The organism is Actinacidiphila epipremni (assembly GCF_012034175.1).
In the GTDB taxonomy this organism is placed as follows: Bacteria; Actinomycetota; Actinomycetes; order Streptomycetales; family Streptomycetaceae; genus Actinacidiphila; species Actinacidiphila epipremni.
In genome coordinates this window covers 34,419-56,342 of the sequence record NZ_JAATEJ010000038.1, presented here as the reverse complement: position 1 = coordinate 56,342, position 21,924 = coordinate 34,419, and the positions used below count along the sequence as shown (strand labels likewise).

16 protein-coding genes are annotated in these 21,924 nt (G+C 70.8%); 3 read left to right on the top strand and 13 right to left on the bottom strand.

Features of this window, described 5'->3' with window-relative positions:
* The 5 genes from HCN08_RS32235 to HCN08_RS32215 form a co-directional block, all read right to left on the bottom strand.
* On the bottom strand, positions 1–939 hold the full coding sequence (locus HCN08_RS32235) for an STM4011 family radical SAM protein (protein WP_322974807.1): 939 nt from the start codon (positions 937–939) through the stop codon (positions 1–3).
* Entirely contained in the window at positions 936–2,297 is a 1,362-nt protein-coding gene (locus HCN08_RS32230; protein WP_167986865.1) for an STM4012 family radical SAM protein, read from the bottom strand. Before HCN08_RS32230 ends, HCN08_RS32235 begins: the two co-directional genes overlap by 4 nt.
* On the bottom strand, positions 2,294–3,145 hold the full coding sequence (locus HCN08_RS32225) for an STM4013/SEN3800 family hydrolase (protein WP_167986876.1): 852 nt from the start codon (positions 3,143–3,145) through the stop codon (positions 2,294–2,296). Before HCN08_RS32225 ends, HCN08_RS32230 begins: the two co-directional genes overlap by 4 nt.
* Positions 3,146–3,371: 226 nt before the next feature.
* Positions 3,372–4,517 carry an STM4014 family protein gene (locus HCN08_RS32220; RefSeq protein WP_167986864.1) on the bottom strand — a complete coding sequence of 382 codons (1,146 nt, stop codon included), beginning with the start codon at positions 4,515–4,517 and terminating at the stop codon, positions 3,372–3,374.
* Between the two features lie 31 nt (positions 4,518–4,548).
* Positions 4,549–5,520 carry an STM4015 family protein gene (locus HCN08_RS32215; RefSeq protein WP_167986863.1) on the bottom strand — a complete coding sequence of 324 codons (972 nt, stop codon included), beginning with the start codon at positions 5,518–5,520 and terminating at the stop codon, positions 4,549–4,551.
* Positions 5,521–5,748: 228 nt separating this feature from the next.
* On the opposite strand from HCN08_RS32215, the gene HCN08_RS32210 reads away from it, so the two are divergent.
* Together HCN08_RS32210 and HCN08_RS35905 are read left to right on the top strand one after the other, a co-directional pair.
* Complete coding sequence (locus HCN08_RS32210) at positions 5,749–6,075, top strand: hypothetical protein (RefSeq protein WP_167986862.1); 327 nt, start codon at positions 5,749–5,751, stop codon at positions 6,073–6,075.
* A 320-nt stretch (positions 6,076–6,395) separates the two neighbouring features.
* Entirely contained in the window at positions 6,396–7,547 is a 1,152-nt protein-coding gene (locus HCN08_RS35905) for a DUF6745 domain-containing protein (RefSeq protein ID WP_167986875.1), read from the top strand.
* Between the two features lie 85 nt (positions 7,548–7,632).
* Here the strand turns inward: HCN08_RS35905 and HCN08_RS32200 are convergent, their stop codons facing one another.
* From HCN08_RS32200 to rplK, 7 genes are all read right to left on the bottom strand, one after another.
* Positions 7,633–11,532, bottom strand: a complete 3,900-nt coding sequence (locus tag HCN08_RS32200) for a DNA-directed RNA polymerase subunit beta' (RefSeq protein WP_167986861.1) — start codon at positions 11,530–11,532, stop codon at positions 7,633–7,635.
* Positions 11,533–11,637: 105 nt separating this feature from the next.
* Positions 11,638–15,123 (bottom strand): DNA-directed RNA polymerase subunit beta, encoded by a 3,486-nt coding sequence (gene rpoB, locus HCN08_RS32195; RefSeq protein WP_167986860.1) that lies wholly within the window; start codon positions 15,121–15,123, stop codon positions 11,638–11,640.
* A 664-nt stretch (positions 15,124–15,787) separates the two neighbouring features.
* Entirely contained in the window at positions 15,788–16,174 is a 387-nt protein-coding gene (gene rplL / locus HCN08_RS32190) for a 50S ribosomal protein L7/L12 (RefSeq protein ID WP_167986859.1), read from the bottom strand.
* Positions 16,175–16,338: 164 nt separating this feature from the next.
* On the bottom strand, positions 16,339–16,875 hold the full coding sequence (rplJ, locus tag HCN08_RS32185; RefSeq protein ID WP_167986858.1) for a 50S ribosomal protein L10: 537 nt from the start codon (positions 16,873–16,875) through the stop codon (positions 16,339–16,341).
* Between the two features lie 362 nt (positions 16,876–17,237).
* Entirely contained in the window at positions 17,238–18,203 is a 966-nt protein-coding gene (locus HCN08_RS32180) for a hypothetical protein (RefSeq protein WP_167986857.1), read from the bottom strand.
* Positions 18,204–18,390: 187 nt separating this feature from the next.
* Positions 18,391–19,116 (bottom strand): 50S ribosomal protein L1, encoded by a 726-nt coding sequence (gene rplA / locus HCN08_RS32175; RefSeq protein ID WP_167986856.1) that lies wholly within the window; start codon positions 19,114–19,116, stop codon positions 18,391–18,393.
* Positions 19,117–19,200: 84 nt separating this feature from the next.
* Positions 19,201–19,635, bottom strand: coding sequence for a 50S ribosomal protein L11 (gene rplK, locus HCN08_RS32170; protein WP_167986855.1), 435 nt, complete (start codon positions 19,633–19,635; stop codon positions 19,201–19,203).
* A gap of 401 nt (positions 19,636–20,036) precedes the next feature.
* Here rplK and HCN08_RS32165 point away from each other — a divergent pair, with 401 nt between their 5' ends.
* A complete protein-coding gene (locus HCN08_RS32165; RefSeq protein ID WP_167986854.1) occupies positions 20,037–20,837 on the top strand; it encodes an SGNH/GDSL hydrolase family protein in 801 nt (266 codons plus the stop codon).
* Positions 20,838–20,922: 85 nt separating this feature from the next.
* On the opposite strand, the gene nusG is transcribed toward HCN08_RS32165, so the two are convergent.
* Positions 20,923–21,846 carry a transcription termination/antitermination protein NusG gene (gene nusG / locus HCN08_RS32160; protein ID WP_167986853.1) on the bottom strand — a complete coding sequence of 308 codons (924 nt, stop codon included), beginning with the start codon at positions 21,844–21,846 and terminating at the stop codon, positions 20,923–20,925.
* Between the last annotated feature and the right edge of the window lie 78 nt (positions 21,847–21,924).

Here is a 21,924-nt window from a genome sequence, read left to right as displayed (position 1 = left end):
TCATGCCCGCTGGAACGGCTTTACGGGGATCTCGCCGCCGGTATGTGGCGCGTCCGCCGGCCCCGGCGGCGTGATCACGGCCGGGACGCGCTCCAGGACACCGCCGGCGAAGACGTCGTAGAGCGGCAGCGACTCCAGGTGGACGTACCCGATGTGGCAGTCGCACACCGCGAGCGGGCACGGCCGCGGGGCCAGGGCGGCGCGGAACGAGCCGTCGTAGAGGTTGCCGAGCGGCGCCGGCACGAAGTGGCAGCGCCGCACCGTCCCCTCACCGTCGACCGACACCACCGACTCCCCCGTGCGGCACGGCAGCCCCGCCGAGCGGTGCGGGTGCCGGCTGAAGGGGAAGAGCGGGTCGAGCGCGGTCCACCGCGCGGCCTCCTCGTCGGTGTAGGTACGGCCCTCCGCCGCGTTGACCCACAGGTAGTGCTCCCGGGGCAGCTCCGCCCGCAGCCGCCGGGCCGCCGCCAGGTGCTCGGGCAGGCCCACCACGCCGACGCTGAAGCGCACGCCGAGCGCCGCCAGCTCCCGCGTGCGGGCGAGGAAGCGGTCGTACGGCGTCTGGCCCGGGTGGAAGGTGCACCACAGGGCCGCCTTGCCGCGGTCGGCGGCGGCGAGCCAGCCGGTGCGGGCGCTCAGATTGGTCTGGATCGCGACCCGGCGCACCTGCGGCAGATGCGACAGCCGCACGATCGCCTCCCGGTACCAGGACCGGGTCAGCGCCTCACCCCACGGGGTGAAGAGCACCGCGAGGGAGCCGGCCCGCTGCTCCCGCACCCAGGCCGTGAAGCGCTCCAGGGCGGCCCGGTCGGCGCGCAGCTGCTCCGGGGTGTCGCGCCGCTTGGCGAACGGGCAGTAGGGGCAGTCGTAGTCGCAGGACGCGAGGGGGCCGCGGTAGAGCAGGGTGAGGTCGGCGGGGGCGTCCACGGGCCGGGTCACTTCGCCTCGTAGGCGGCCATCGCGGCCCGGACCGCCGCGGAGAACAGCGCGGGGCCGACCGCGTCGGAATGCGCCAGGCCCTCGGGACTCAGCCGCAGGCACGCCGGCCCCGCCGCCTCGTCGAGCCAGCCGCGGGCGGCGAAGTCGCCGAGCTCTGCGGGGAAGTCCGCCTCCGGCGTGCTGCCGAAGCGGGCCGCGTAGTCGGCGGTGGGCATGCCGGCCGCCTGGAGCAGCGACTGGAGCAGATACCGGCGGCGCGGCTCGTCCCCCTCGATACGCCGCCCGTGCACAGCCCGGCTGAAGTCCCCGGTGGCCACGTACGCGTCGATGATCGACCGCACCTGGGGCGCGCCGACCGCGTAGTCGAACGAATAGTGCAGCCCCGAGGTGTAGGAGCGCGCGCCGCAGCCGAGGCCGATCATGCCGTCGCTCTGGCACGCATGGTCGTCGGGCCCCTGCACCGGGGCGCCCGCGCGGCGGAACATCCGCATCGACGTCTGCTCGTAGCCGCTCGCCAGGAGGTGGTCGCGCCCCTGCCGGTACAGGGCGAGCCGCTGCGCGTCCCACGCCGGGTCGTCGACCGCCGTACGGGTGTGCAGCGGCGTCTTCGGGCGCGCGTACAAGGGATAGAGGTACAGCTCCTCGGGCCGCCACGCCAGCGCCGCGTCCAGGGAGGCGCGCCAACTGGCCGGCGTCTGGCCGTCGATACCGTAGATGAGGTCGATATTGAGCACCGGCACCCCGGCCTCCCGGATCCGCCCGAGCGCGGCCTCCACATCGGCCCGCCGCTGCGGGCGCACCGCCGCCCGAGCCTCGTCCTCGACGAAGCTCTGCACCCCCAGGCTGATCCGGGTCGCACCCCGCGCCACCAGCACGTCCAGCCGGTCACCCGTCGCGGTCGCGGGACTCGCCTCGACCGACAGCGGAATCGCCCCGAGCGGCGCGCCCATCCGGCGCTCGGCGATGTCACACAACCGCTCCAACTCCCCGGCCTCCAAAAACGTCGGCGTCCCACCCCCGAACGCCGCCGCCCCGAACCGCACCGGCTCCTCCCCACCCAACGCCTCCCGCACGGCCACCGCCTGCCGATCCAGGGCGTCCAGATACCGCGTCGTCAGATCACCCGGAGCCCCCACCCGCGTGAAGAGGTTGCAGAACCCGCACCGCACCTCGCAGAACGGAATGTGCGCATACAGCGCCAGCGCACCCTTGGGCTCCGCCCGCCACAGGTCACGCAACGCGGGCCGGTCGGGGAGCGGGCGGTAGGCGGTCTTGTGCGGATAGGCGTAGACGTAGTCCTGATACGGACGCACCGGGGCCTTGGCGGCCGGGGTGACGGGGGCAAGGGCAGTGCTCATACGGCAGGCTCCGAGTGGTCCGAGGAATCAGAATGGTCTAGGGAATCCAAGGGCTCCAGGAAGAAGTGGGCGTAGGGCACGGTCCACACGGCCTCGTGGCCGATGCGGTGCCCGGTCCAGCCGTCGTCCCCGTAGGCGGTGCCGTGGTCGGAGCAGACGATCGTGAAGCAGCGGCGCCGCGAACGAGCGGCGGCGAACAGCCGCCCGATGTGCCGGTCGACATACTCCAGCGCGGCCCGGTGCGTCTCCCGGCTGTCGCCGGCGGCCTTGGTCGCGCCCGGCAGATAGAACCAGTTGGGCTGGTGCAGCGCGGCGACATTGACGTACAGGAACAACCGCCGCTCGGGCGGCAGCCCCGCGACGACCTCCTCCGCCCGGGCCACCTGCGCCTCGAACGACGTCGGCGAGGCGACACCGAAGCCGGGCTCCCAGTGGCTCTCGGCGAACAGCCCCGGCAGAACGCCCCCGAGGGCCCCCCGCTTGTTGAAGAACCCGACGCCCCCGATGCACACGGTGTGATAGCCGGCCGCCCCCAGCCCCCCGACCAGGTCGGGCGCGTCAAAGACCCACGTCCCCTCCGCGGTGCTCTCACTCCCCTCGAACCGCGCCGCGAACAACCGCGGATGCGGCCCCGGAGCCGCGGGCGTCGGCAGGAACCCGGCGAACATCGCCTGGTGCGAGGCATACGTAAAACTCCCCGGCGCATGCCGCCGCTCCCACCGCCCCCCGGGCAAATACGCCCCGAGATTCGGCAACCGCCCCTCGGCGGCAAGCTCCTGGGCGACGTCATACCGCAGCGTGTCGAGCACGACGAACAGCAGATCATCCCGCCCGACGACCTCGTTCATGTCGGGCTCGGGTCCTGGTCTTGTGTCGTCCGCGACCTCAAGGCCCACGACCGGCGCGTTGGTGACGGCCGAAGGGGCTGATCCGGGGGGTGCCCCCGCAGGACTGCGCACGACAGGGCGGTACCGGATCAGGGACGAGGTCAATGTGCGCAGTCCGAGGAGGTGCCCCCCGGAGCGGCCCCGACCCCACGCCAGGGCTCCACGCCCCGAGGCCGAAGTGACGAGGTCAGAGCGACGCATGACGCTGCCCCCTCACCGCTCGGGCCGAGGAAAGCGCGGCGAGCTGCGCCTGGTACGTGTCGAGCCCCGCCGCCGGCCCCTCGGGCAGCCCCGCCAACCGCGGCAGCAGGTCCCCGAAAGCGTTGACCTCGGCGACCGCGAAGTCCCGCCAGCCCGGCGCCGGCAGCAGGTCGACGCCGACCGCGAGCGTGCCGGGAAAGCACGCCGCGGCCTGCTCGCACACCCGCAGCGCCGCCCCCCACCCCGCAGGCCCCGCCGCCGCCCGCACCGCCGCCAAGTCCCCACGAACACCGCCGAGGTGCAGATTCGTCATGGGCCAGCGACTACCGCGTACCACCGCATGCGTCGCCCTCCCCGCCACCACCAGCACCCGCAGGTCCACCACCCGCCCGTCCACCGACGCCTTCGGCAGCCACCGCTCCACGTGCAACCCGTCCGGCGCCAGCGCATCCACCAACGCCGCGACCTCCGCCTCCGCGCCGATCCGCCGCACCCGCAGGGAGTTGAAGAGCCGCCCACCCACGGACTCCACCGACGTCGTCGCCCGCAACCGCCCACCCCCCGCGGTCTCCAGCGCCACCACCCCCGACGCGGACGAACCATGCGCCGGCTTGACGAAAACCCGCGGCATACCATGCTCACGCATCAGCTCCCGCAGATGCGCCCAGCCGCGCACCGCCACCGCCGCCACCGCCACCGCCGCCACCGCCCCGCCGCCGGTCGGCGACTGCGGCACGGGCACACCGGCCCGCTCCAGCACCGCATGGCAGCGCCGCTTGTCGAAGAGCACGGCGAGCTCGTCCGGGTCGTCCAGCCGCACCCCGCCCCGCAGCGTCCGTACCGCCGCGGTGAAGCCGGAGTACCAGCGGGCGCCGCCCTCGACCCGCGTCGGGTCGTCCGTGCCGCGCAGCAGCCGGTCCACCTCGGGATGCTCGCCCGGCGAGTCGAGCCGTACGACCTCCCCGGGCGCGAAGTCCGCGCCGCCGCCCCGCAGCACGTCCAGCCACGGCACGATCCGCGGCGCCGCGAACCCCGCACCGACCGCCGCCTGCGCGAACAGCCGCACCCGGCGGTTGTCCGGGTTGCCGACCACGGCGAGCCGCAGCCCCCGCACGTCCCCGTACTCCCCCATGCCGCCCCTCCCCTCCAACTCCCCCTATGGGCTATTCGCCGACGGCCACATACCGCCAGGCGGAGCCGTCCTCGTCGGTGTCCTCCTCCGCGTCGTCCTTGTCGAGTTCGAGCCGGACCCCGGCCGGCTCCAGCGCCTCCCGCAGCCGCTGGGCGACGCCCGCCGTGAGGTAGTTGTGGTGCAGGTCCAGCGCCTTGAGGTGGGTGAGCGGCTGGCCGCCGAGCAGCGCGACGGCGCCGTCGTCGGTGAGCACGCCCATGGACAGGTCCAGCACATCGAGCCGGGCCACCACGGGCGCGGCGGCGAGCGCGGACGCCACCTCGTCCTCGATCTCGCTGTTGCGCAGGCCCAGATGGCGCAGCGCCGGCAGCCGGGTGCCCGCCATGATCGGGGCGAGGTCGCCGATCTCGCTGTCGCCGCCGTAGTCGGGGGTGCCGAGCCACAGATCGAGCGTCGTGAGCGCGGGGAAGTCGCATGCGGCGACCGCGCGCACGACCTCGGCGGGCAGCCCACCGCTCTGGATGACGAGCTCGCGCAGGCTCTCGTGCCGCACCGGCTGGAGCTCCAGGTCCACGCTGCCGCGTATGCCGAGCCGCTCCAGCTCGGGGAAGCCGGTGAGCAGCGGCGTGACGTCACCCTGGTGGATCCAGGAGATCTCGCACTCCTCGGAGATCATGTCCCCGAGGAAGAGCGAGCGCAGCGAGGTGAGGTGCTCGCGGGCGCCGAGCAGCGCCTCGACGACGGCGCCGGGCCCGTCGTCGTACGCCTCCGGCCACGCGCCCACGACGATCGCCCGGACCTCGCGGAGGTCGACGGCCGCGGCGAACCGGGCGAACGCCTCGGGCCAGCTCTCCTCGTTCTGCCAGGTGCCCGCGGTCAGCCGCCAGGCGGCGGCGCCGGGCGCGGCGGTGGGCTGCTTCTTCTGCTGCTCCGCCGCCGACGGCCAGTCGACGACCGGCAGTCCGCCGAACTCCTTGAGGTGGTCGCCGTCCGAGAAAATCATGTCCTGCCCCGCTCCAGACGCGTCGGAATGCCCCTGGTCGCCGGACGCGCCTTCCCCCCGGACCGGCCGCGGGGCCGATGTGATGGGGCCAGTTCTACCAAGGGGGTACGACAGCGCCCCCGCAGCCCCGGGCGGACGGGGATCGCCGCAGGTCGGGGCGATTGTCAGAGGGTGGCCCTACGGTCGGTGACGACGGCGGTGCGCAGGGCATCGCGGGAAGGGAGTGCCGTGTACCGGCAGGGGGATGTGCTGATCGTGCCGATCGAGGAGTCCGCGCTGCCGCCGGGCCACGAGGACCTGCCGGCCGAGCCGCGCGACGGCCGCGGCCGTATGGTCCTGGCCCTCGGCGAGGTCACCGGCCACGCCCACGCGGTGGTCGGCCCCGGCCGCCTCCTGCGCGAGTCCGGCCCCTCGGGCACGGCCCTTCTCCACACCCCGGACGGCGCCCGCGTCGTCCACGAGGAGCACGGCCCGATATCCCTGCCGAAGGGTTGGTACCGGGTGATCCGCCAACGCGAGTACGTGCCTGGCTCGGTGCGCATCGTCGCGGACTGAGGGGTGGCCGGGCTCCGCCCGGCAAGGGGGAAAAGGCCAGGCAACAGAGGGGATAGGCACGGATGAGCAAGGTCATCACGGAAGTGGTCGCCAGCGACCACGCGGGCGCAAGCGCCGCGAGCCCGGCGGACGGCGCTGCGGGCGCGCACCCCGCGACCGGCGCCGGCCCTGCGGGCGGCAGCGGTGCCGACGGCACAGTCCCGGCGACCGGCGACCGCCCTGCGGGCGGTGCCGGCGCCGCAGGCGCGCACCCCGCGGCAGGCGCCGGCCCGGGCGGCGCCGCCTCCGACCACGACCCCGTCGAGCAGTGGCGGCTCGCCGTGGCCGAGACCGCGGCGGCGGATCGGGGCGCCGCCGAGGCCGGGGTGCGGTTGGCGTACCGGCAGGCGGGGCTCGCGGAGCCGGAGCGGATCGTGTGGGTGGGGTCGCCGCTCGGGGCGCTTGTGCTGCTCAGCGGTGCGGAGGGCGCCGAGCGGCGGGGGCGGAGTGTGCGGGAGCAGGTGCGGGACCGGGCGTGGGCGGCCGAGCGGGCGCGGCTGCACGGCGAGTTGGGGCCGCTCGGCTGGGCGGCCCGCTGGGGGGCGACCGGCGGGCGGCTGTGGGAGGTCACGCAGTTGCTGAGCTCGCGGATAGCCGCCGGCGTGGTGGAGGCGTACGCGACCGCGACCGCCCCCGCGCCCCGCCCCGCGAACGGCCCCTGGCCGAGCGCCACAGACACCCCGCCCACCGACGGGTCGGGGGCCGACGGGTCGCCCACGAGCGGATCGCCCACCAGCGCCCCGCCCGCCGACGGATCGGCCATCAGCGCCCCGCCCACCAGCGGATCGGGTGCCGGCCGGCGGCGTAGTGCTGCCCGGGTGCTGCTGCTCGACGCCGTGCACGGGCAGCAGGACGCGGCCTGGCTGAGCGCCTTCGACGCCGGTCCCGGCAGCCCCCTGGAAGGGATCGCCGCGGTCGCCCGGGCCGCCGGCTGGTGGTGGCCGTACGAGCGGCTGGCCGTGCTGTGCGACCGGCCGGCGGAGCTGCACCGGGACGAGGCGGGGCGGCTCGACCGGTCGGACGGTCCCGCGCTGGCCTTCCGGGACGGCTTCGCCCTCTGCTCGTGGCGCGGCATGCCCGTGCCCGGCGAGTTCCTGGCGGAGCTGGCCACGCTCACGCCCGAGCGCATCCGCACCGAGGAGAATGCCGAGCTGCGCCGGGTGATGCTGGAGCACTACGGCTACGACCGCTACCTCGCCGAGTCCGGCGCCGTCCCCCAGCACCGGGACGAGACCGGTGTGCTGTGGCGTATCGCCATGACCGGCGACGAGGACACCGTCATGGTCGAGGTGCTGAACTCCACGCCGGAGCCGGACGGCACGACGCGCACGTACTGGCTGCGCGTCCCGCCGACCACCCGCACCGCCCGCGAGGGCGTCGCCTGGACGTTCGGCCTCTCCCCGGAGGAGTACGTGCCGATGCGCCAGACCTGACCCGTGAAAGCCGCAGGGCGGCCACCCCCGAAGGGGTGACCGCCCTGCGTTGACGCGTTGACGCGTTCCGCGGAGGGACGCGACCTCAGCCGTTGTACGGGCCGTAGTCGTAGTCCTCCAGCGGCACGGCCTGGCCGGAGCCGGAGCCGAACGGGCTGTAGTCGATGTCGTCGTAGCCGACGGCCGAGTACATCGCGGCCTTGGCCTCCTCGGTCGGCTCCACCCGGATGTTGCGGTAGCGGGACAGGCCCGTACCGGCCGGGATGAGCTTGCCGATGATGACGTTCTCCTTCAGGCCCAGCAGCGAGTCCGACTTCGCGTGGATCGCCGCGTCCGTCAGCACCCGGGTGGTCTCCTGGAAGGACGCCGCCGACAGCCACGACTCGGTGGCCAGCGACGCCTTGGTGATACCCATCAGCTGCGGACGGCCCGAGGCCGGGTGACCGCCCTCGGCCACGACCCGCCGGTTCTCCTGCTCGAACCGGCCGCGCTCGACCAGCTCGCCGGGCAGCAGCTCGGCGTCGCCGGACTCGATGATCGTCACCCGGCGCAGCATCTGCCGGATGATGATCTCGATGTGCTTGTCGTGGATCGACACACCCTGCGAGTTGTAGACCTTCTGCACCTCGGCCACCAGGTGGATCTGCACCTGGCGCTGGCCGAGGATCCGCAGGACGTCGTGCGGGTTGGTGGCACCGTAGGTGAGCTTCTGGCCGACCTCGACGTGGTCGCCCTCGCCCACCATGAGCTTGACGCGCTTGGAGATCGGGTACGCCAGCTCGTCGGAGCCGTCGTCCGGCGTGACGACCAGCTTCTTGGTCTTCTCGGTCTCCTCGATGCGCACCCGGCCGGCCGCCTCGGAGATCGGGGCGACACCCTTGGGCACCCGGGCCTCGAACAGCTCGACGACACGCGGCAGACCCTGCGTGATGTCGTCACCGGCCACACCACCGGTGTGGAAGGTGCGCATCGTCAGCTGGGTGCCGGGCTCACCGATCGACTGGGCGGCGATGATGCCGACCGCCTCGCCGATGTCCACCAGCTTGCCGGTGGCCAGCGAGCGCCCGTAGCAGAAGGCGCAGGTGCCGACGGCCGACTCGCAGGTCAGGATCGAGCGGACCTTGACCTCCTCGACGCCGAGGCGCACGAGCTGGTCGATGAGCACGTCGCCGAGGTCGACATTGGCCGGCGCGACGACCTTGCCGTCGACGACCACGTCCTCGGAGAGCATGCGCGCGTACACGCTGGTCTCGACGTCGTCCGCCTTGCGCAGCACGCCGTCGGCGGCGCGCTCGGCGATCCGCAGCTTCAGGCCGCGCTCGGTGCCGCAGTCCTCCTCGCGGATGATGACGTCCTGCGAGACGTCCACCAGACGGCGGGTGAGGTAACCCGAGTCGGCGGTACGCAGCGCGGTGTCGGCCAGGCCCTTACGGGCACCGTGGGTGGAGATGAAGTACTCCAGCACGGAGAGGCCCTCACGGAAGGATGCCTTGATCGGCCGCGGGATGGTCTCGTTCTTGGCGTTCGAGACCAGGCCGCGCATACCCGCGATCTGACGCATCTGCATCATGTTTCCGCGGGCGCCGGAGTCGACCATCATGAAGATCGGGTTGGTCTTCGGGAAGTTGGCGTTCATCGCCGCGGCGACCTTGTTGGTCGCCTCGTTCCAGATCCCGATCAGCTCGTCGGACCGCTCCTGCTTGGTGATCAGGCCGCGCTCGTACTGCTTCTGGACCTTCTCGTCGCGCGACTCGTACTCGGCGATGATGGCCTTCTTCGCCTCCGGCACGACGATGTCGGTGACGGAGACGGTGACGCCGGAACGGGTCGCCCAGTGGAAGCCGGCCGCCTTCAGGTTGTCGAGCGTCGCCGCCACGATGACCTTGGGGTAGCGCTCGGCGAGGTCGTTGACGATCTCGGAGAGCTGCTTCTTGCCGACCGCGTAGTCCACGAACGGGTAGTCCTCGGGCAGCAGCTCGTTGAACAGCGCCCGGCCCAGCGTGGTGCGCAGCCGGAAGCTGTCGCCGAGCTGGTAGGGCTGCTCGCCCTCGCCCGGCTCCGGCGGCGTCCAGCCGCGCGGCGGGACGGTGCCCACCGGGAAGCGGATGTCGACCGGCGCCTGCATCGACAGCTCGCGGCTGTCGAACGCCATGATCGCCTCGGCGGTCGACCCGAACGCCCGGCCCTCGCCCCTGACCTCGCGCTCCTCGGAGTCGGTGGTCAGGAAGAACAGGCCGAGCACCATGTCCTGGGTCGGCATGGTGACGGGGCGGCCGTCGGCGGGCTTGAGGATGTTGTTCGAGGACAGCATCAGGATGCGGGCCTCGGCCTGCGCCTCCGCCGACAGCGGCAGGTGCACGGCCATCTGGTCGCCGTCGAAGTCGGCGTTGAAGGCGGTGCACACCAGCGGGTGGATCTGGATGGCCTTGCCCTCGACCAGCTGCGGCTCGAACGCCTGGATGCCCAGGCGGTGCAGCGTCGGCGCCCGGTTGAGCAGCACCGGGTGCTCGGCGATGACCTCTTCGAGCACGTCGTAGACGACCGTACGGCCGCGCTCGACCATGCGCTTGGCCGACTTGATGTTCTGCGCGTGGTTGAGGTCCACCAGGCGCTTCATCACGAACGGCTTGAAGAGCTCCAGCGCCATGGCCTTGGGCAGGCCGCACTGGTGCAGCTTGAGCTGCGGGCCGACGACGATCACCGAGCGGGCGGAGTAGTCGACGCGCTTGCCGAGCAGGTTCTGCCGGAAGCGGCCCTGCTTGCCCTTGAGCATGTCGGACAGCGACTTCAGCGGACGGTTGCCGGGGCCCGTGACCGGGCGACCGCGGCGGCCGTTGTCGAAGAGCGCGTCGACCGCTTCCTGGAGCATGCGCTTCTCGTTGTTGACGATGATCTCGGGCGCGCCGAGGTCGAGCAGCCGCTTGAGGCGGTTGTTGCGGTTGATGACCCGGCGGTAGAGGTCGTTCAGGTCGGAGGTCGCGAAGCGGCCACCGTCCAGCTGCACCATGGGGCGCAGGTCCGGCGGGATCACCGGGACGCAGTCCAGCACCATGCCACCGGGCTTGTTGGTGGTCTGCAGGAACGCCGAGACGACCTTGAGGCGCTTGAGCGCACGGGTCTTCTTCTGGCCCTTGCCGGTGCGGATGATCTCGCGGAGGCGCTCGGCCTCCTCCTCCAGGTCGAAGGACTCCAGGCGCTTCTGCAGCGCCGCGGCACCCATCGAGCCCTGGAAGTAGGTGCCGAACCGGTCCCGCAGCTCGCGGTACAGCAGCTCGTCGCCCTCCAGGTCCTGGACCTTGAGGTTCTTGAAGCGGGCCCACACCTCGTCGAGCCGGTCGATCTCGCGCTGCGCGCGGTCGCGCAGCTGCTTCATCTCGCGCTCGGCGCCCTCGCGGACCTTGCGGCGGACGTCGGCCTTGGCGCCCTCGTTCTCCAGCTCGCCGAGGTCGGCTTCCAGCTTCTTCTGCCGGGCCTCGACATCGGCGTCACGGCGCTGCTCGACCTGCTGGCGCTCCACGGAGACCTGGGCCTCCAGGGAGGGCAGGTCGCGGGTGCGGCGCTCGTCGTCGACCCAGGTGATCATGTACGCCGCGAAGTAGATGACCTTCTCCAGGTCCTTCGGGGCGAGGTCGAGCAGGTACCCCAGGCGCGACGGGACGCCCTTGAAGTACCAGATGTGGGTGACGGGGGCGGCCAGCTCGATGTGGCCCATGCGCTCGCGGCGCACCTTGGCGCGGGTGACCTCCACGCCGCAGCGCTCGCAGATGATGCCCTTGAAGCGCACGCGCTTGTACTTACCGCAGTAGCACTCCCAGTCCCGGGTGGGGCCGAAGATCTTCTCGCAGAAGAGCCCGTCCTTTTCCGGCTTGAGGGTGCGGTAGTTGATGGTCTCGGGCTTCTTGACCTCGCCGTGCGACCAGGTCCGGATGTCGTCCGCGGTGGCCAGGCCGATCCGCAGCTCGTCGAAGAAGTTGACGTCGAGCACTGTGTCGTCAATCCCTCTCAGGGTTGATTCTCAAATGGTCTGAACGGGTCGTGGGGGCCGCCGGGCCCGGCCGTACAGGCGTACGACCGGGGCCGGCGGAACCCGTCAGACCTCTTCGACGCTGCTCGGCTCGCGCCGGGACAGGTCGATTCCGAGCTCTTCCGCGGCGCGGAACACGTCCTCGTCGGTGTCGCGCATCTCGATGGACATGCCGTCCGAGGACAGCACCTCCACGTTGAGGCACAGCGACTGCATCTCCTTGATGAGCACCTTGAAGGACTCGGGGATGCCGGGCTCGGGGATGTTCTCGCCCTTGACGATGGCCTCGTAGACCTTGACGCGGCCGAGGACGTCGTCGGACTTGATGGTCAGCAGTTCCTGGAGCGCGTAGGCGGCGCCGTACGCCTCCAGCGCCCACACCTCCATCTCGCCGAAGCGCTGCCCGCCGAACTGCGCCTTACCGCCCAGCGGCTGCTGGGTGATCATCGAGTACGGGCCGGTGGAGCGGGCGTGCAGCTTGTCGTCCACCAGGTGGTGCAGCTTGAGGATGTACATGTAGCCGATGGAGATCGGCTCCGGGAACGGCTCGCCGGAGCGGCCGTCGAACAGCCGGGCCTTGCCGGAGGGCAGGACCAGCCGGTCGCCGTCGCGGTTGGGGATCGTGGACTGGAACAGGCCGCGGATCTCGTCCTCGCGGGCGCCGTCGAAGACCGGGGTCGCGACGTTGGTGCCGGGCTCGACGCGGTGGGCGTCGATGGCCTCCAGCCGGCGGGCCCACTCCTCGGCGATACCGGACACGTCCCAGCCCTGCTTGGCGAGCCAGCCCAGATGGATCTCCAGCACCTGGCCGGGGTTCATCCGGGAGGGGACGCCGAGCGGGTTGAGGATGATGTCGACCGGGGTGCCGTCCTCCAGGAACGGCATGTCCTCGACCGGGAGGATCTTGGAGATGACGCCCTTGTTGCCGTGCCGGCCGGCGAGCTTGTCGCCGTCGGTGATCTTGCGCTTCTGCGCGACGTAGACGCGGACCAGCTGGTTCACGCCCGGCGGCAGCTCGTCGCCCTCCTCGCGGTCGAAGACCCGCACGCCGATGATCTTGCCGACCTCGCCGTGCGGCACCTTCAGCGAGGTGTCGCGGACCTCGCGGGCCTTCTCGCCGAAGATCGCGCGCAGCAGCCGCTCCTCCGGGGTCAGCTCGGTCTCGCCCTTCGGGGTGACCTTGCCGACCAGGATGTCGCCGGCGACGACGTCGGCGCCGATCCGGATGATGCCGCGCTCGTCGAGGTCGGCGAGCACCTCCTCGGAGACGTTCGGGATGTCCCGGGTGATCTCCTCGGGGCCCAGCTTGGTGTCGCGGGCGTCGACCTCGTGCTCCTCGATGTGGATCGAGGACAGCACGTCGTCCTGCACGAGGCGCTGCGACAGGATGATCGCGTCCTCGTAGTTGTGGCCCTCCCACGGCATGAACGCCACCAGCAGGTTCTTGCCGAGCGCCATCTCCCCTTCCTGGGTCGACGGACCGTCGGCGAGCACCTGGCCGACCACGACCCGGTCGCCCTCGTTGACGACGACCTTCTGGTTGAAGGACGTGCCCTGGTTGGAGCGGGAGAACTTCGCGACCCGGTAGGTGTTGTACGTGCCGTCGTCGTTGGTCACCGTGACGTAGTCGGCGGAGACCTCCTGGACCACACCGTCCTTCTCGGCCTTGATGACGTCGCCGGCGTCGACCGCGCAGCGGTACTCCATGCCGGTGCCGACCAGCGGCGCCTCGGCCTTGATCAGCGGCACGGCCTGGCGCATCATGTTCGACCCCATGAGCGCGCGGTTGGCGTCGTCGTGCTCCAGGAACGGGATCATGGCGGTGGCGACCGACACCATCTGGCGCGGCGAGACGTCCATGTAGTCGACGTCGTCGCCGGGGATGTAGTCGATCTCGCCGCCGCGGCGGCGGACCAGCACGCGGGACTCGGCGAACCGCAGCTCGTCGGTCAGCGGCGCGTTGGCCTGCGCGATGACGAAGCGGTCCTCCTCGTCGGCGGTCAGGTAGTCCACGTCGTCGGTGACGACGCCCTCGACGACCTTGCGGTACGGGGTCTCGACGAAGCCGAACGCGTTGACCCGGCCGTAGGAGGCGAGCGAGCCGATCAGGCCGATGTTCGGGCCCTCGGGGGTCTCGATCGGGCACATGCGGCCGTAGTGCGACGGGTGCACGTCGCGGACCTCGAAGCCGGCCCGCTCACGGGACAGGCCGCCGGGGCCGAGCGCGGACAGCCGGCGCTTGTGGGTCAGACCGGACAGCGGGTTGGTCTGGTCCATGAACTGCGACAGCTGGCTGGTGCCGAAGAACTCCTTGATGGAGGCGACGACCGGCCGGATGTTGATCAGGGTCTGCGGCGTGATCGCCTCGACGTCCTGGGTCGTCATCCGCTCGCGGACCACCCGCTCCATCCGGGCCAGGCCGGTACGGACCTGGTTCTGGATGAGCTCGCCGACGTTGCGCAGCCGGCGGTTGCCGAAGTGGTCGATGTCGTCGACCTCGACCACGATGGTCTGGCCGTTGGCACCGGTGGTCTCGGTCTCGCCGGCGTGCAGCTTCACCAGGTACTTGATGGTGGCGATGATGTCCTCGGTGGTGAGGACGCCCTCGTCGAGCGCGACGTCGCTGCCGAGCTTCTTGTTGACCTTGTAGCGGCCGACCTTGGCCAGGTCGTAGCGCTTGGGGTTGAAGTAGAGGTTCTCCAGCAGCGTCTGGGCGGCCTCCTTGGTCGGCGGCTCACCCGGGCGCAGCTTGCGGTAGATGTCGAGCAGCGCGTCGTCCTGGCCCTGGGTGTGGTCCTTCTCCAGGGTGGCGCGCATCGACTCGTACTCGCCGAACTCCTCCAGGATCTGCTCGGTGCTCCAGCCGAGCGCCTTGAGCAGCACGGTGACCGACTGCTTGCGCTTGCGGTCGATGCGGACACCGACCATGTCGCGCTTGTCGATCTCCATCTCCAGCCAGGCGCCCCGGGACGGGATGATCTTGGCGGAGAAGATGTCCTTGTCGGACGTCTTGTCGATGCTGGAGTCGAAGTAGACGCCGGGCGAGCGGACCAGCTGCGAGACGACGACACGCTCGGTGCCGTTGATGCAGAAGGTGCCCTTGGAGGTCATGAGCGGGAAGTCGCCCATGAAGACCGTCTGGGACTTGATCTCGCCGGTCTCGTTGTTGGTGAACTCGGCGGTGACGAAGAGCGGGGCGCCGTAGGTGAAGTCGCGCTCCTTGCACTCGTCCAGCGAGTTCTTCGGCGGCTCGAACCGGTGGTCACGGAACGTGAGCGACATCGACCCGGAGAAGTCCTCGATCGGGGAGATCTCCTCGAAGATCTCCTCCAGACCGGACTTCGTGGGGACGTCCTGCCCACTGTCCAGCGCCGCCTCGACCCGTGCCTTCCACGCCGCGTTCCCGAGCAGCCAGTCAAAGCTCTCGGTCTGGAGCGCGAGGAGGTTCGGAACTTCGAGCGGTTCACGGATCTTCGCGAAAGAGATGCGCAGCGGTGCGGTGCTGGCGCCGTTGTTCGAATTGGCAGTCGAGGCGTTGCGCGAGGCGGCCAAGAGGGGGTCCTTCCGAGGGCTCGGACTCACTACGCGCGTACCGGTCCGCCCCTGAGGACCAGAAGAAAACCCTGATGACGGGCCTTCTCAGCAGCTCTCAGACGTGGGCATGCTCCTGGTGACGGGCCAGGCAGCAGCTAACAGGCAGCGCAAAGGGTCAGTGTAGCCACTTGGCACACTGATGTCCAGAGCTGAGATTCGGAGTACCGAATCGTCGCCCCCTCCGCCCGTCTCGCGGGTCCCCGCCTCGGAACCGGGACCCCGCATCCGTCAACCCTGCCGCCCTGCTGCATAGCCATGCATTCCCGCATCGCCGCCGATCCATGCATCGGATCATGCACCGATCATGCCCGGATCGGTCCGAGGCCGTGACCGGCCCCGCGACCAACATCGTGGCGCGTCCTGAGAATTGCGCGCCGCGTGCCAAACGTCAAGGCCCCGGCCCCGCACACATGCCCGAGGACATGCTCCCAGCAGGAGGGATCACCTTACCGGGCGGGTGTGACAACGCCGGTACGGCCCGCCGCGGACCGTACGAACGACCGAGGGCGGTCACCCTGGTGGGTGACCGCCCTACGGCGTGGGTGCCCGGGCGCACCGGGCGCCGGACGCCGGGTGCGCTGCCGCGCGGGGTGCGCTCGCGCGCGGGGTGTTACGCGGGGTGCTACTTGACCTCGACCGAGGCGCCGGCGCCCTTGAGGGACTCGGCGGCCTTGTCCGCGGCCTCCTTGTTGACCTTCTCCAGGACGGGCTTCGGGGCGCCGTCCACGAGGTCCTTGGCCTCCTTCAGACCCAGCGAGGTCAGCTCGCGCACGACCTTGATGACCTGGATCTTCTTCTCGCCGGCGCCGGTGAGGATGACGTCGAACTCGTCCTTCTCCTCGACGGCCTCGGCCGGGGCGCCGGGGACGCCCGCACCCGCGGCGACCGCGACGGGGGCGGCGGCGGTGACGTCGAACTTCTCCTCGAACGCCTTCACGAACTCGGAGAGCTCGATGAGGGTGAGCTCCTCGAACTGGGCGAGCAGTTCGTCCTGGGTGAGCTTCGCCATGATGGCGGGTCCTTCCACTAAATCGGCTGGTGCCGGATGTCGTACAAGTCGGCGGGCGTACGGTCGGCCCGCGTCGGCCGGAGCGCTGTCGCGTACCCGATGCCGGATACGTGGCGCGCCGGCCCCTGACCGGGGCTCACGCCACGGTCATCGTGCGAGCCGAGTTACTCGGCACCGCCCTGCTCGCCTTCGGCCAGCTTGACCCGAAGCGCCTCCGCGGTGCGGACGAACTTCGACGGGAGCGCCTGGAAGAGCGCGGCAGCCTGGGACTGCTTGGCCTTCATGGCACCCGCCAGCTTGGCGAGCAGAACCTCGCGGGACTCGAGGTCCGCAAGCTTCTTGATCTCGTCGGCGGACAGCGCCTTGCCGTCAAGGACACCGCCCTTGATGACGAGAGCGGGGTTGTCCTTGGCGAAGTCGCGCAGACCCTTCGCCGCCTCCACCGGGTCACCGGTGACGAAGGCGACAGCCGACGGACCCGCGAACAGGTCGTCGAGCTGGTTGATCCCGGCCTCGTTGGCCGCGATCTTGGTCAGCGTGTTCTTCACCACGGCGTACGTGGCGTTCTCACCGAGCGAACGGCGCAGCGTCTTGAGCTGCGCGACGGTGAGACCGCGGTACTCGGTCAGCACAGCGGCGTTCGAGGAACGGAACTGATCCGTCAACTCGGCAACCGAGGCAGCCTTGTCAGGCCTCGCCATGAGTCTCGGCCTCCTTCCGGGGTGATTGCGGACCGCGCGGAACGAAGGACGGAACAATGTGCTCCGGACCCCGGGCAAAACGAACGCCCCGGCGCAGGCGCACGGGGCGTGACTCGACGTGATCCACCACGGGTCTCCCCGTGCGGGCCTCGGAGTCCATCCACGATCACCTGCGCGGGCCGTCCGCATCGAGCGGATCCTTCGGCCGTACCACCCGGGGTTGAGGCGGGCAGGACGGCAACCAGCGGTCTTTGGCTTCGCGTCGAAGCGTACGCTGCCGCGGCCCCGCGGGGCAAATCGCCCTCGGGGCCGCGTACGGGCCTCTCCGGCCGGGTGTCTCCGGCCCTGGTGTCAGCCGGGTGTCAGCTCGACTGCTGGCCCTGCTTGAGGAGGTCGGCGAAGTCGGTGGTGTCGAAGGCGCTCGGCGCCTTCACCGAGACGGCGACACCGAAGTCCGAGTAGAACGTCTGCGTCTTGATCACGCCCGGGGTGGCGCCGGAGGTGGCGGTCGCCGTCACCGAGGTCTCCACCGGCAGGTTGTCCTTGGACACCCACAGGTCGATCGTCTCGGTGGTGATCCCGGACTTGTCCAGCGTCTCCTTGAGCGCCTGCCGGTCCGCGGCGGTCAGGTTGCCGGCCGCCTTGCCCGTCAGCTCCTGGGCGGTGAGCGTGGCGCGGTAGTGCGTGGCCGGCACGCCGCGGACGGTGTCGGCGCCCAGGTTGGCGGTGTTCGGCGCGGCCAGGGCGGCGTCCACGCTCTTGACCGGGTCGTTGTTCTTGACGGCGTCCTTCAGGAAGGAGCCGGCGCCGCCGGTGAGCTTGGCGAAGTCGTCGTAGGTGTACTTGATCCAGTGCTTGCCGCCGAGCTGGGCGGCCATCGCGTCGCCCATGTTCACGTAGTAGGCGTCCGGCAGGTAGCGCCCCACCATGCTGGGCGGCAGCCCCGCGTCCTTGAGCTGCTCGGCCACCGCGCCGCCGGTGTACGTGGCGGTCATCTCGCCGCGCATGCCGGTGCCCCAGTCGATGGCGCCCTTGTAGTCGATCGACATCGTCGTCCCGATGGAGACGGTCGACTCGACCTTGGCCGAGTGCACGCCGGAGGCGGCCTTCTTGACCAGGTCCAGCGCCTGCACGGCGTGCGCCGCGCCGCTGAGCGCGGAGTCCCCGCCGGTGGCCGAGGGCGACGCGGCGGCCTTCGCGCCCGTACCGTCCGTGCCGTTCTTCTCCCCCGATGCCGACGACCCGAGCGGCCCGCACGCCGCGACCGCGACGAGCGCCCCGCCGGCGAGCAGCGCGCCCGCCGTGCGCCGTGCTGTGAACCCGTACATCCCGCACCCCCCTCACGGGGGCGCCATGCCCCCGGGAACCAGCGGAACACTAACGCACCGCTCGGACAACCCCCGGGGCGGGGCGCACGCCGAACGCCCCGCACCGCCCGGGGTGAGCCGGGGGTACGGGGCGTTCGCCGGATGCGACCGGTGCGACCGTGCGGGGCCCCGGGGGGACCCTGCGGGGTCAGACCGAGGCCGGGTCCTCCTCGACGAGGAGGTTGCGGGTGCGGTTGGGGTCGATCTGGATGCCGGGGCCCATGGTCGTGGACACGGCACCCTTCTTCAGGTAGCGCCCCTTCGCGGCGGACGGCTTCAGCCGCAGGATCTCGTCCAGGGCCGCCGCGTAGTTCTCCACGAGCTGGGTGTCGTCGAAGGACACCTTGCCGATGATGAAGTGGAGGTTGGAGTGCTTGTCGACGCGGAACTCGATCTTGCCGCCCTTGATGTCCGTCACGGCCTTGGCCACGTCGGGCGTCACGGTGCCGGTCTTCGGGTTCGGCATCAGACCGCGCGGGCCGAGGACCCGGCCGAGCCGGCCGACCTTGCCCATGAGGTCCGGGGTGGCGACGACGGCGTCGAAGTCCAGCCGGCCCTTCGCCACCTCGTCGATCAGTTCGTCGGAGCCGACGATGTCGGCCCCCGCGGCCTCCGCGGCTGCAGCACGGTCACCGGTCGCGAAGACCAGGACCCGGGCGGTCTTGCCGGTGCCGTGCGGGAGGTTCACGGTGCCGCGGACCATCTGGTCGGCCTTGCGCGGGTCCACACCCAGGCGGAAGGCGACCTCGACGGTCGAGTCGAACTTCGTGCTCGCGGTCTCCTTGGCCAGCCGGACGGCCTCCAGGGGCGCGTACAGCCGCTCCCGGTCGATCTTGGCGTCCGCAGCGCGGAGAGACTTGCTGCGCTTGCTCACGTGTGTGCTCCTACGTTCTTCGAATGGAGTCGTGGTCCGGGCCGAGCAGGCCCTCCCACTGTGGTGCTTCTGCGAGGGCTGGAATCAGCCCTCGACGGTAATACCCATAGAACGAGCCGTCCCCGCGATGATCTTCTCCGCGGCGTCCAGGTCGTTCGCGTTGAGGTCGGGCAGCTTGGTCGTGGCGATCTCGCGCACCTGGTCGCGGGTGAGCTTGGCGACCTTCTTGGTGTGCGGGGTGCCGGAGCCCTTGTCGACACCCGCGGCCTTGAGGATCAGCTTGGCCGCCGGCGGCGTCTTGGTGACGAAGGTGAAGGAGCGGTCCTCGTAGACCGTGATCTCCACCGGGATCACCATGCCGCGCTGCGACTCGGTGGCCGCGTTGTAGGCCTTGCAGAACTCCATGATGTTCACGCCGTGCTGGCCCAGCGCCGGGCCGACCGGCGGCGCCGGGTTGGCCGCACCGGCGTTGATCTGGAGCTTGATCAGCCCCGTGACCTTCTTCTTCTTGGGAGGCATTGCTCTCTCCGGGTCCTGTTGAGAGTTTTTTCCATGCCTGCGAGCAGGCATACCGCACCACGATAGCGGGTACAGCGACGCCCACCGAAATCGACGGCTTCCCGGCTTCCGTTTCCACGACCTGGTGCGGTAGCACTGTGCTCACGCACCGCGACTTATGGTCACCACCATCCGGTGACACCGCGGCGGCCGGCGCCCGCGCGAGGAGGCGTCAGGCGACATCCCGTCAGGTGACGGGCGGTCAACTGCGGGCCCCAGAAGTCACCCTGGGGCTCATGTGTCGCAGGGGGTGTTGCTGAAATTCCGGTCTACGCGGGGAGAATTCTTGGCATGGACACTTCCCGGGGATACCTACTGGCTGGTACCAAAGTCTGGCAGCATCTCTCCCCCCTGGAGGTTCCGTGAGACTGACCAGGCCTTTGACCGCGCTTGTCGCGCTGGCGTCCGCCCTGACGGCGGCGCTGGTGCTCACCGGTACGACGGCGCAGGCCGCCGGGCCGGCGTATGTCGCGCTCGGGGACTCGTACTCGGCAGGGAACGGCGCCGGGAACTACATCAGCTCCAGCGGTGACTGTCACCGCAGCAACAGCGCGTACCCGGCGTTGTGGGCCAGTGCCCACAGCCCGTCCTCGTTCACCTTCGCGGCCTGCTCGGGCGCAGTGACCAGCGATGTGACGGCAAGCCAGCTCGGCGGGCTGAACTCCTCCACCGGCCTGGTCACGCTCACCATCGGCGGCAACGACGCGGGCTTCTCCGACGTCATGACGACCTGCGTGACCGGCTCCGACAGCACGTGCGTCAACCGGGTCAACCAGGCGGAGACCTTCGTCCGCAACACCCTGCCCGGGCGGCTCAACACGGTCTACAACGCCATCCGCGCGAAGGCGCCCAACGCGCGGGTCGTCGTCCTCGGCTACCCGGACATGTACGACCTGTCGGCCTGGTTCTGCATCGGCCTCAGCGACACCAAGCACCAGAAGATCGACGAGGCGGCCGACGTCCTCGACTCCACCACCGCCTCGGTCGCAGCCGCCCATGGCTTCGTCTTCGGCGACGTCCGCCCCACCTTCAAGGGCCACGAGCTCTGCTCCGGTGACGACTACCTGCACTCCCTCGTCATCTCGCCGAGCTGGGAGTCCTACCACCCCACGGCCACCGGCCACTCCGCGGGCTACCTCCCGGTCCTGAACGCCAACGACTGACCGGCCCCACCCCGCACGCACACGCCTGAGCCCCTGCCCTCTCCGCGGAGTAGGCAGGGGCTCAGGCGTATGCGTGCGGGCGGAGCTAGTTCTTCTGGATCTGGTCGAAGCTGAGCTCGACCGGGGTCTCGCGGCCGAAGATCTCCACGAGGCCCTTGACCTTCTTCGAGTCGGGGTTGATCTCGTTGATCGTCGCCTGGAGGGTGGCGAAGGGGCCGTCGGTGACGGTGACCGAGTCGCCGACCTCGAAGTCCAGGACCTGGACCTCGACCTTGCGGGGGACGGCGGTGCCCTCGGCGATCGCGGCGGCTTCGGCGGCGGCCTCGACCTCGGGGGCGAGCATCTTGACGATCTCGTCGAGGGTCAGCGGGTACGGGTCGTACGCGTTGCCGACGAAGCCGGTGACGCCGGGGGTGTTGCGGACGACGCCCCAGGACTCGTTCGTCAGGTCCATGCGGACCAGGACGTAGCCGGGGAGCTTGTTCTGCCGGATGGTCTTGCGGTCGCCGTTCTTGATCTGAACGACTTCCTCCTGCGGGACCTCGGCCTGGTAGATGTACTCCTCGACGTTCAGCGAGACGGCACGCTGCTCCAGGTTGGACTTCACCCGGTTCTCGTAGCCGGCGTAGGTGTGGATCACGTACCACTCGCCGGGCAGGGTGCGCAGCTCCTCGCGGAACGCGGCCACCGGGTCGACGGGAGCGGCCGGCTCCTCGCCCTCGGCGGACTCGTCCTCGGCGGGCTCACCGGACTCGCCCTCGGCAGCCTCGGCGCCCTCCGCGGACTCGCCCTCGGCGCTCTCCGCGGACTCCGAGGCGTCCTCCGCCTCGTCCTCGCCCGCAGCCTCGGACTCCTCCTCGACGTGGACGTCGGCCCCGGCGGTTTCACCCGCGGCCAGGCCGGCCGCAGCCGCCTGGTCCTCATCGCCGTCGGCGGCCTCGACGACATCGAGCGCTTCTTCGCCCTCGACGGTTTCGTCGGCGTCGTCGTACACGTTCGGGTCAGACACGGTGACTGCTTCTTCCTGACTTCAAAGGTGGCACTGCGGGCGGGGCGACCAGCGCCCTGCGCCCTCCGCGCGGACAGG

Coding starts and splice junctions, on each gene's coding strand:
- rplL (WP_167986859.1), bottom strand. CDS start 16,174: ATGGCGAAGCTCACCCAGGACGAACTGCTCGCCCAGTTCGAGGAGCTC.
- HCN08_RS32180 (WP_167986857.1), bottom strand. CDS start 18,203: ATGTACGGGTTCACAGCACGGCGCACGGCGGGCGCGCTGCTCGCCGGC.
- HCN08_RS32225 (WP_167986876.1), bottom strand. CDS start 3,145: ATGAACGAGGTCGTCGGGCGGGATGATCTGCTGTTCGTCGTGCTCGAC.
- rplK (WP_167986855.1), bottom strand. CDS start 19,635: ATGCCTCCCAAGAAGAAGAAGGTCACGGGGCTGATCAAGCTCCAGATC.
- rplJ (WP_167986858.1), bottom strand. CDS start 16,875: ATGGCGAGGCCTGACAAGGCTGCCTCGGTTGCCGAGTTGACGGATCAG.
- HCN08_RS32230 (WP_167986865.1), bottom strand. CDS start 2,297: ATGAGCACTGCCCTTGCCCCCGTCACCCCGGCCGCCAAGGCCCCGGTG.
- HCN08_RS32215 (WP_167986863.1), bottom strand. CDS start 5,520: ATGATTTTCTCGGACGGCGACCACCTCAAGGAGTTCGGCGGACTGCCG.
- HCN08_RS32220 (WP_167986864.1), bottom strand. CDS start 4,517: ATGGGGGAGTACGGGGACGTGCGGGGGCTGCGGCTCGCCGTGGTCGGC.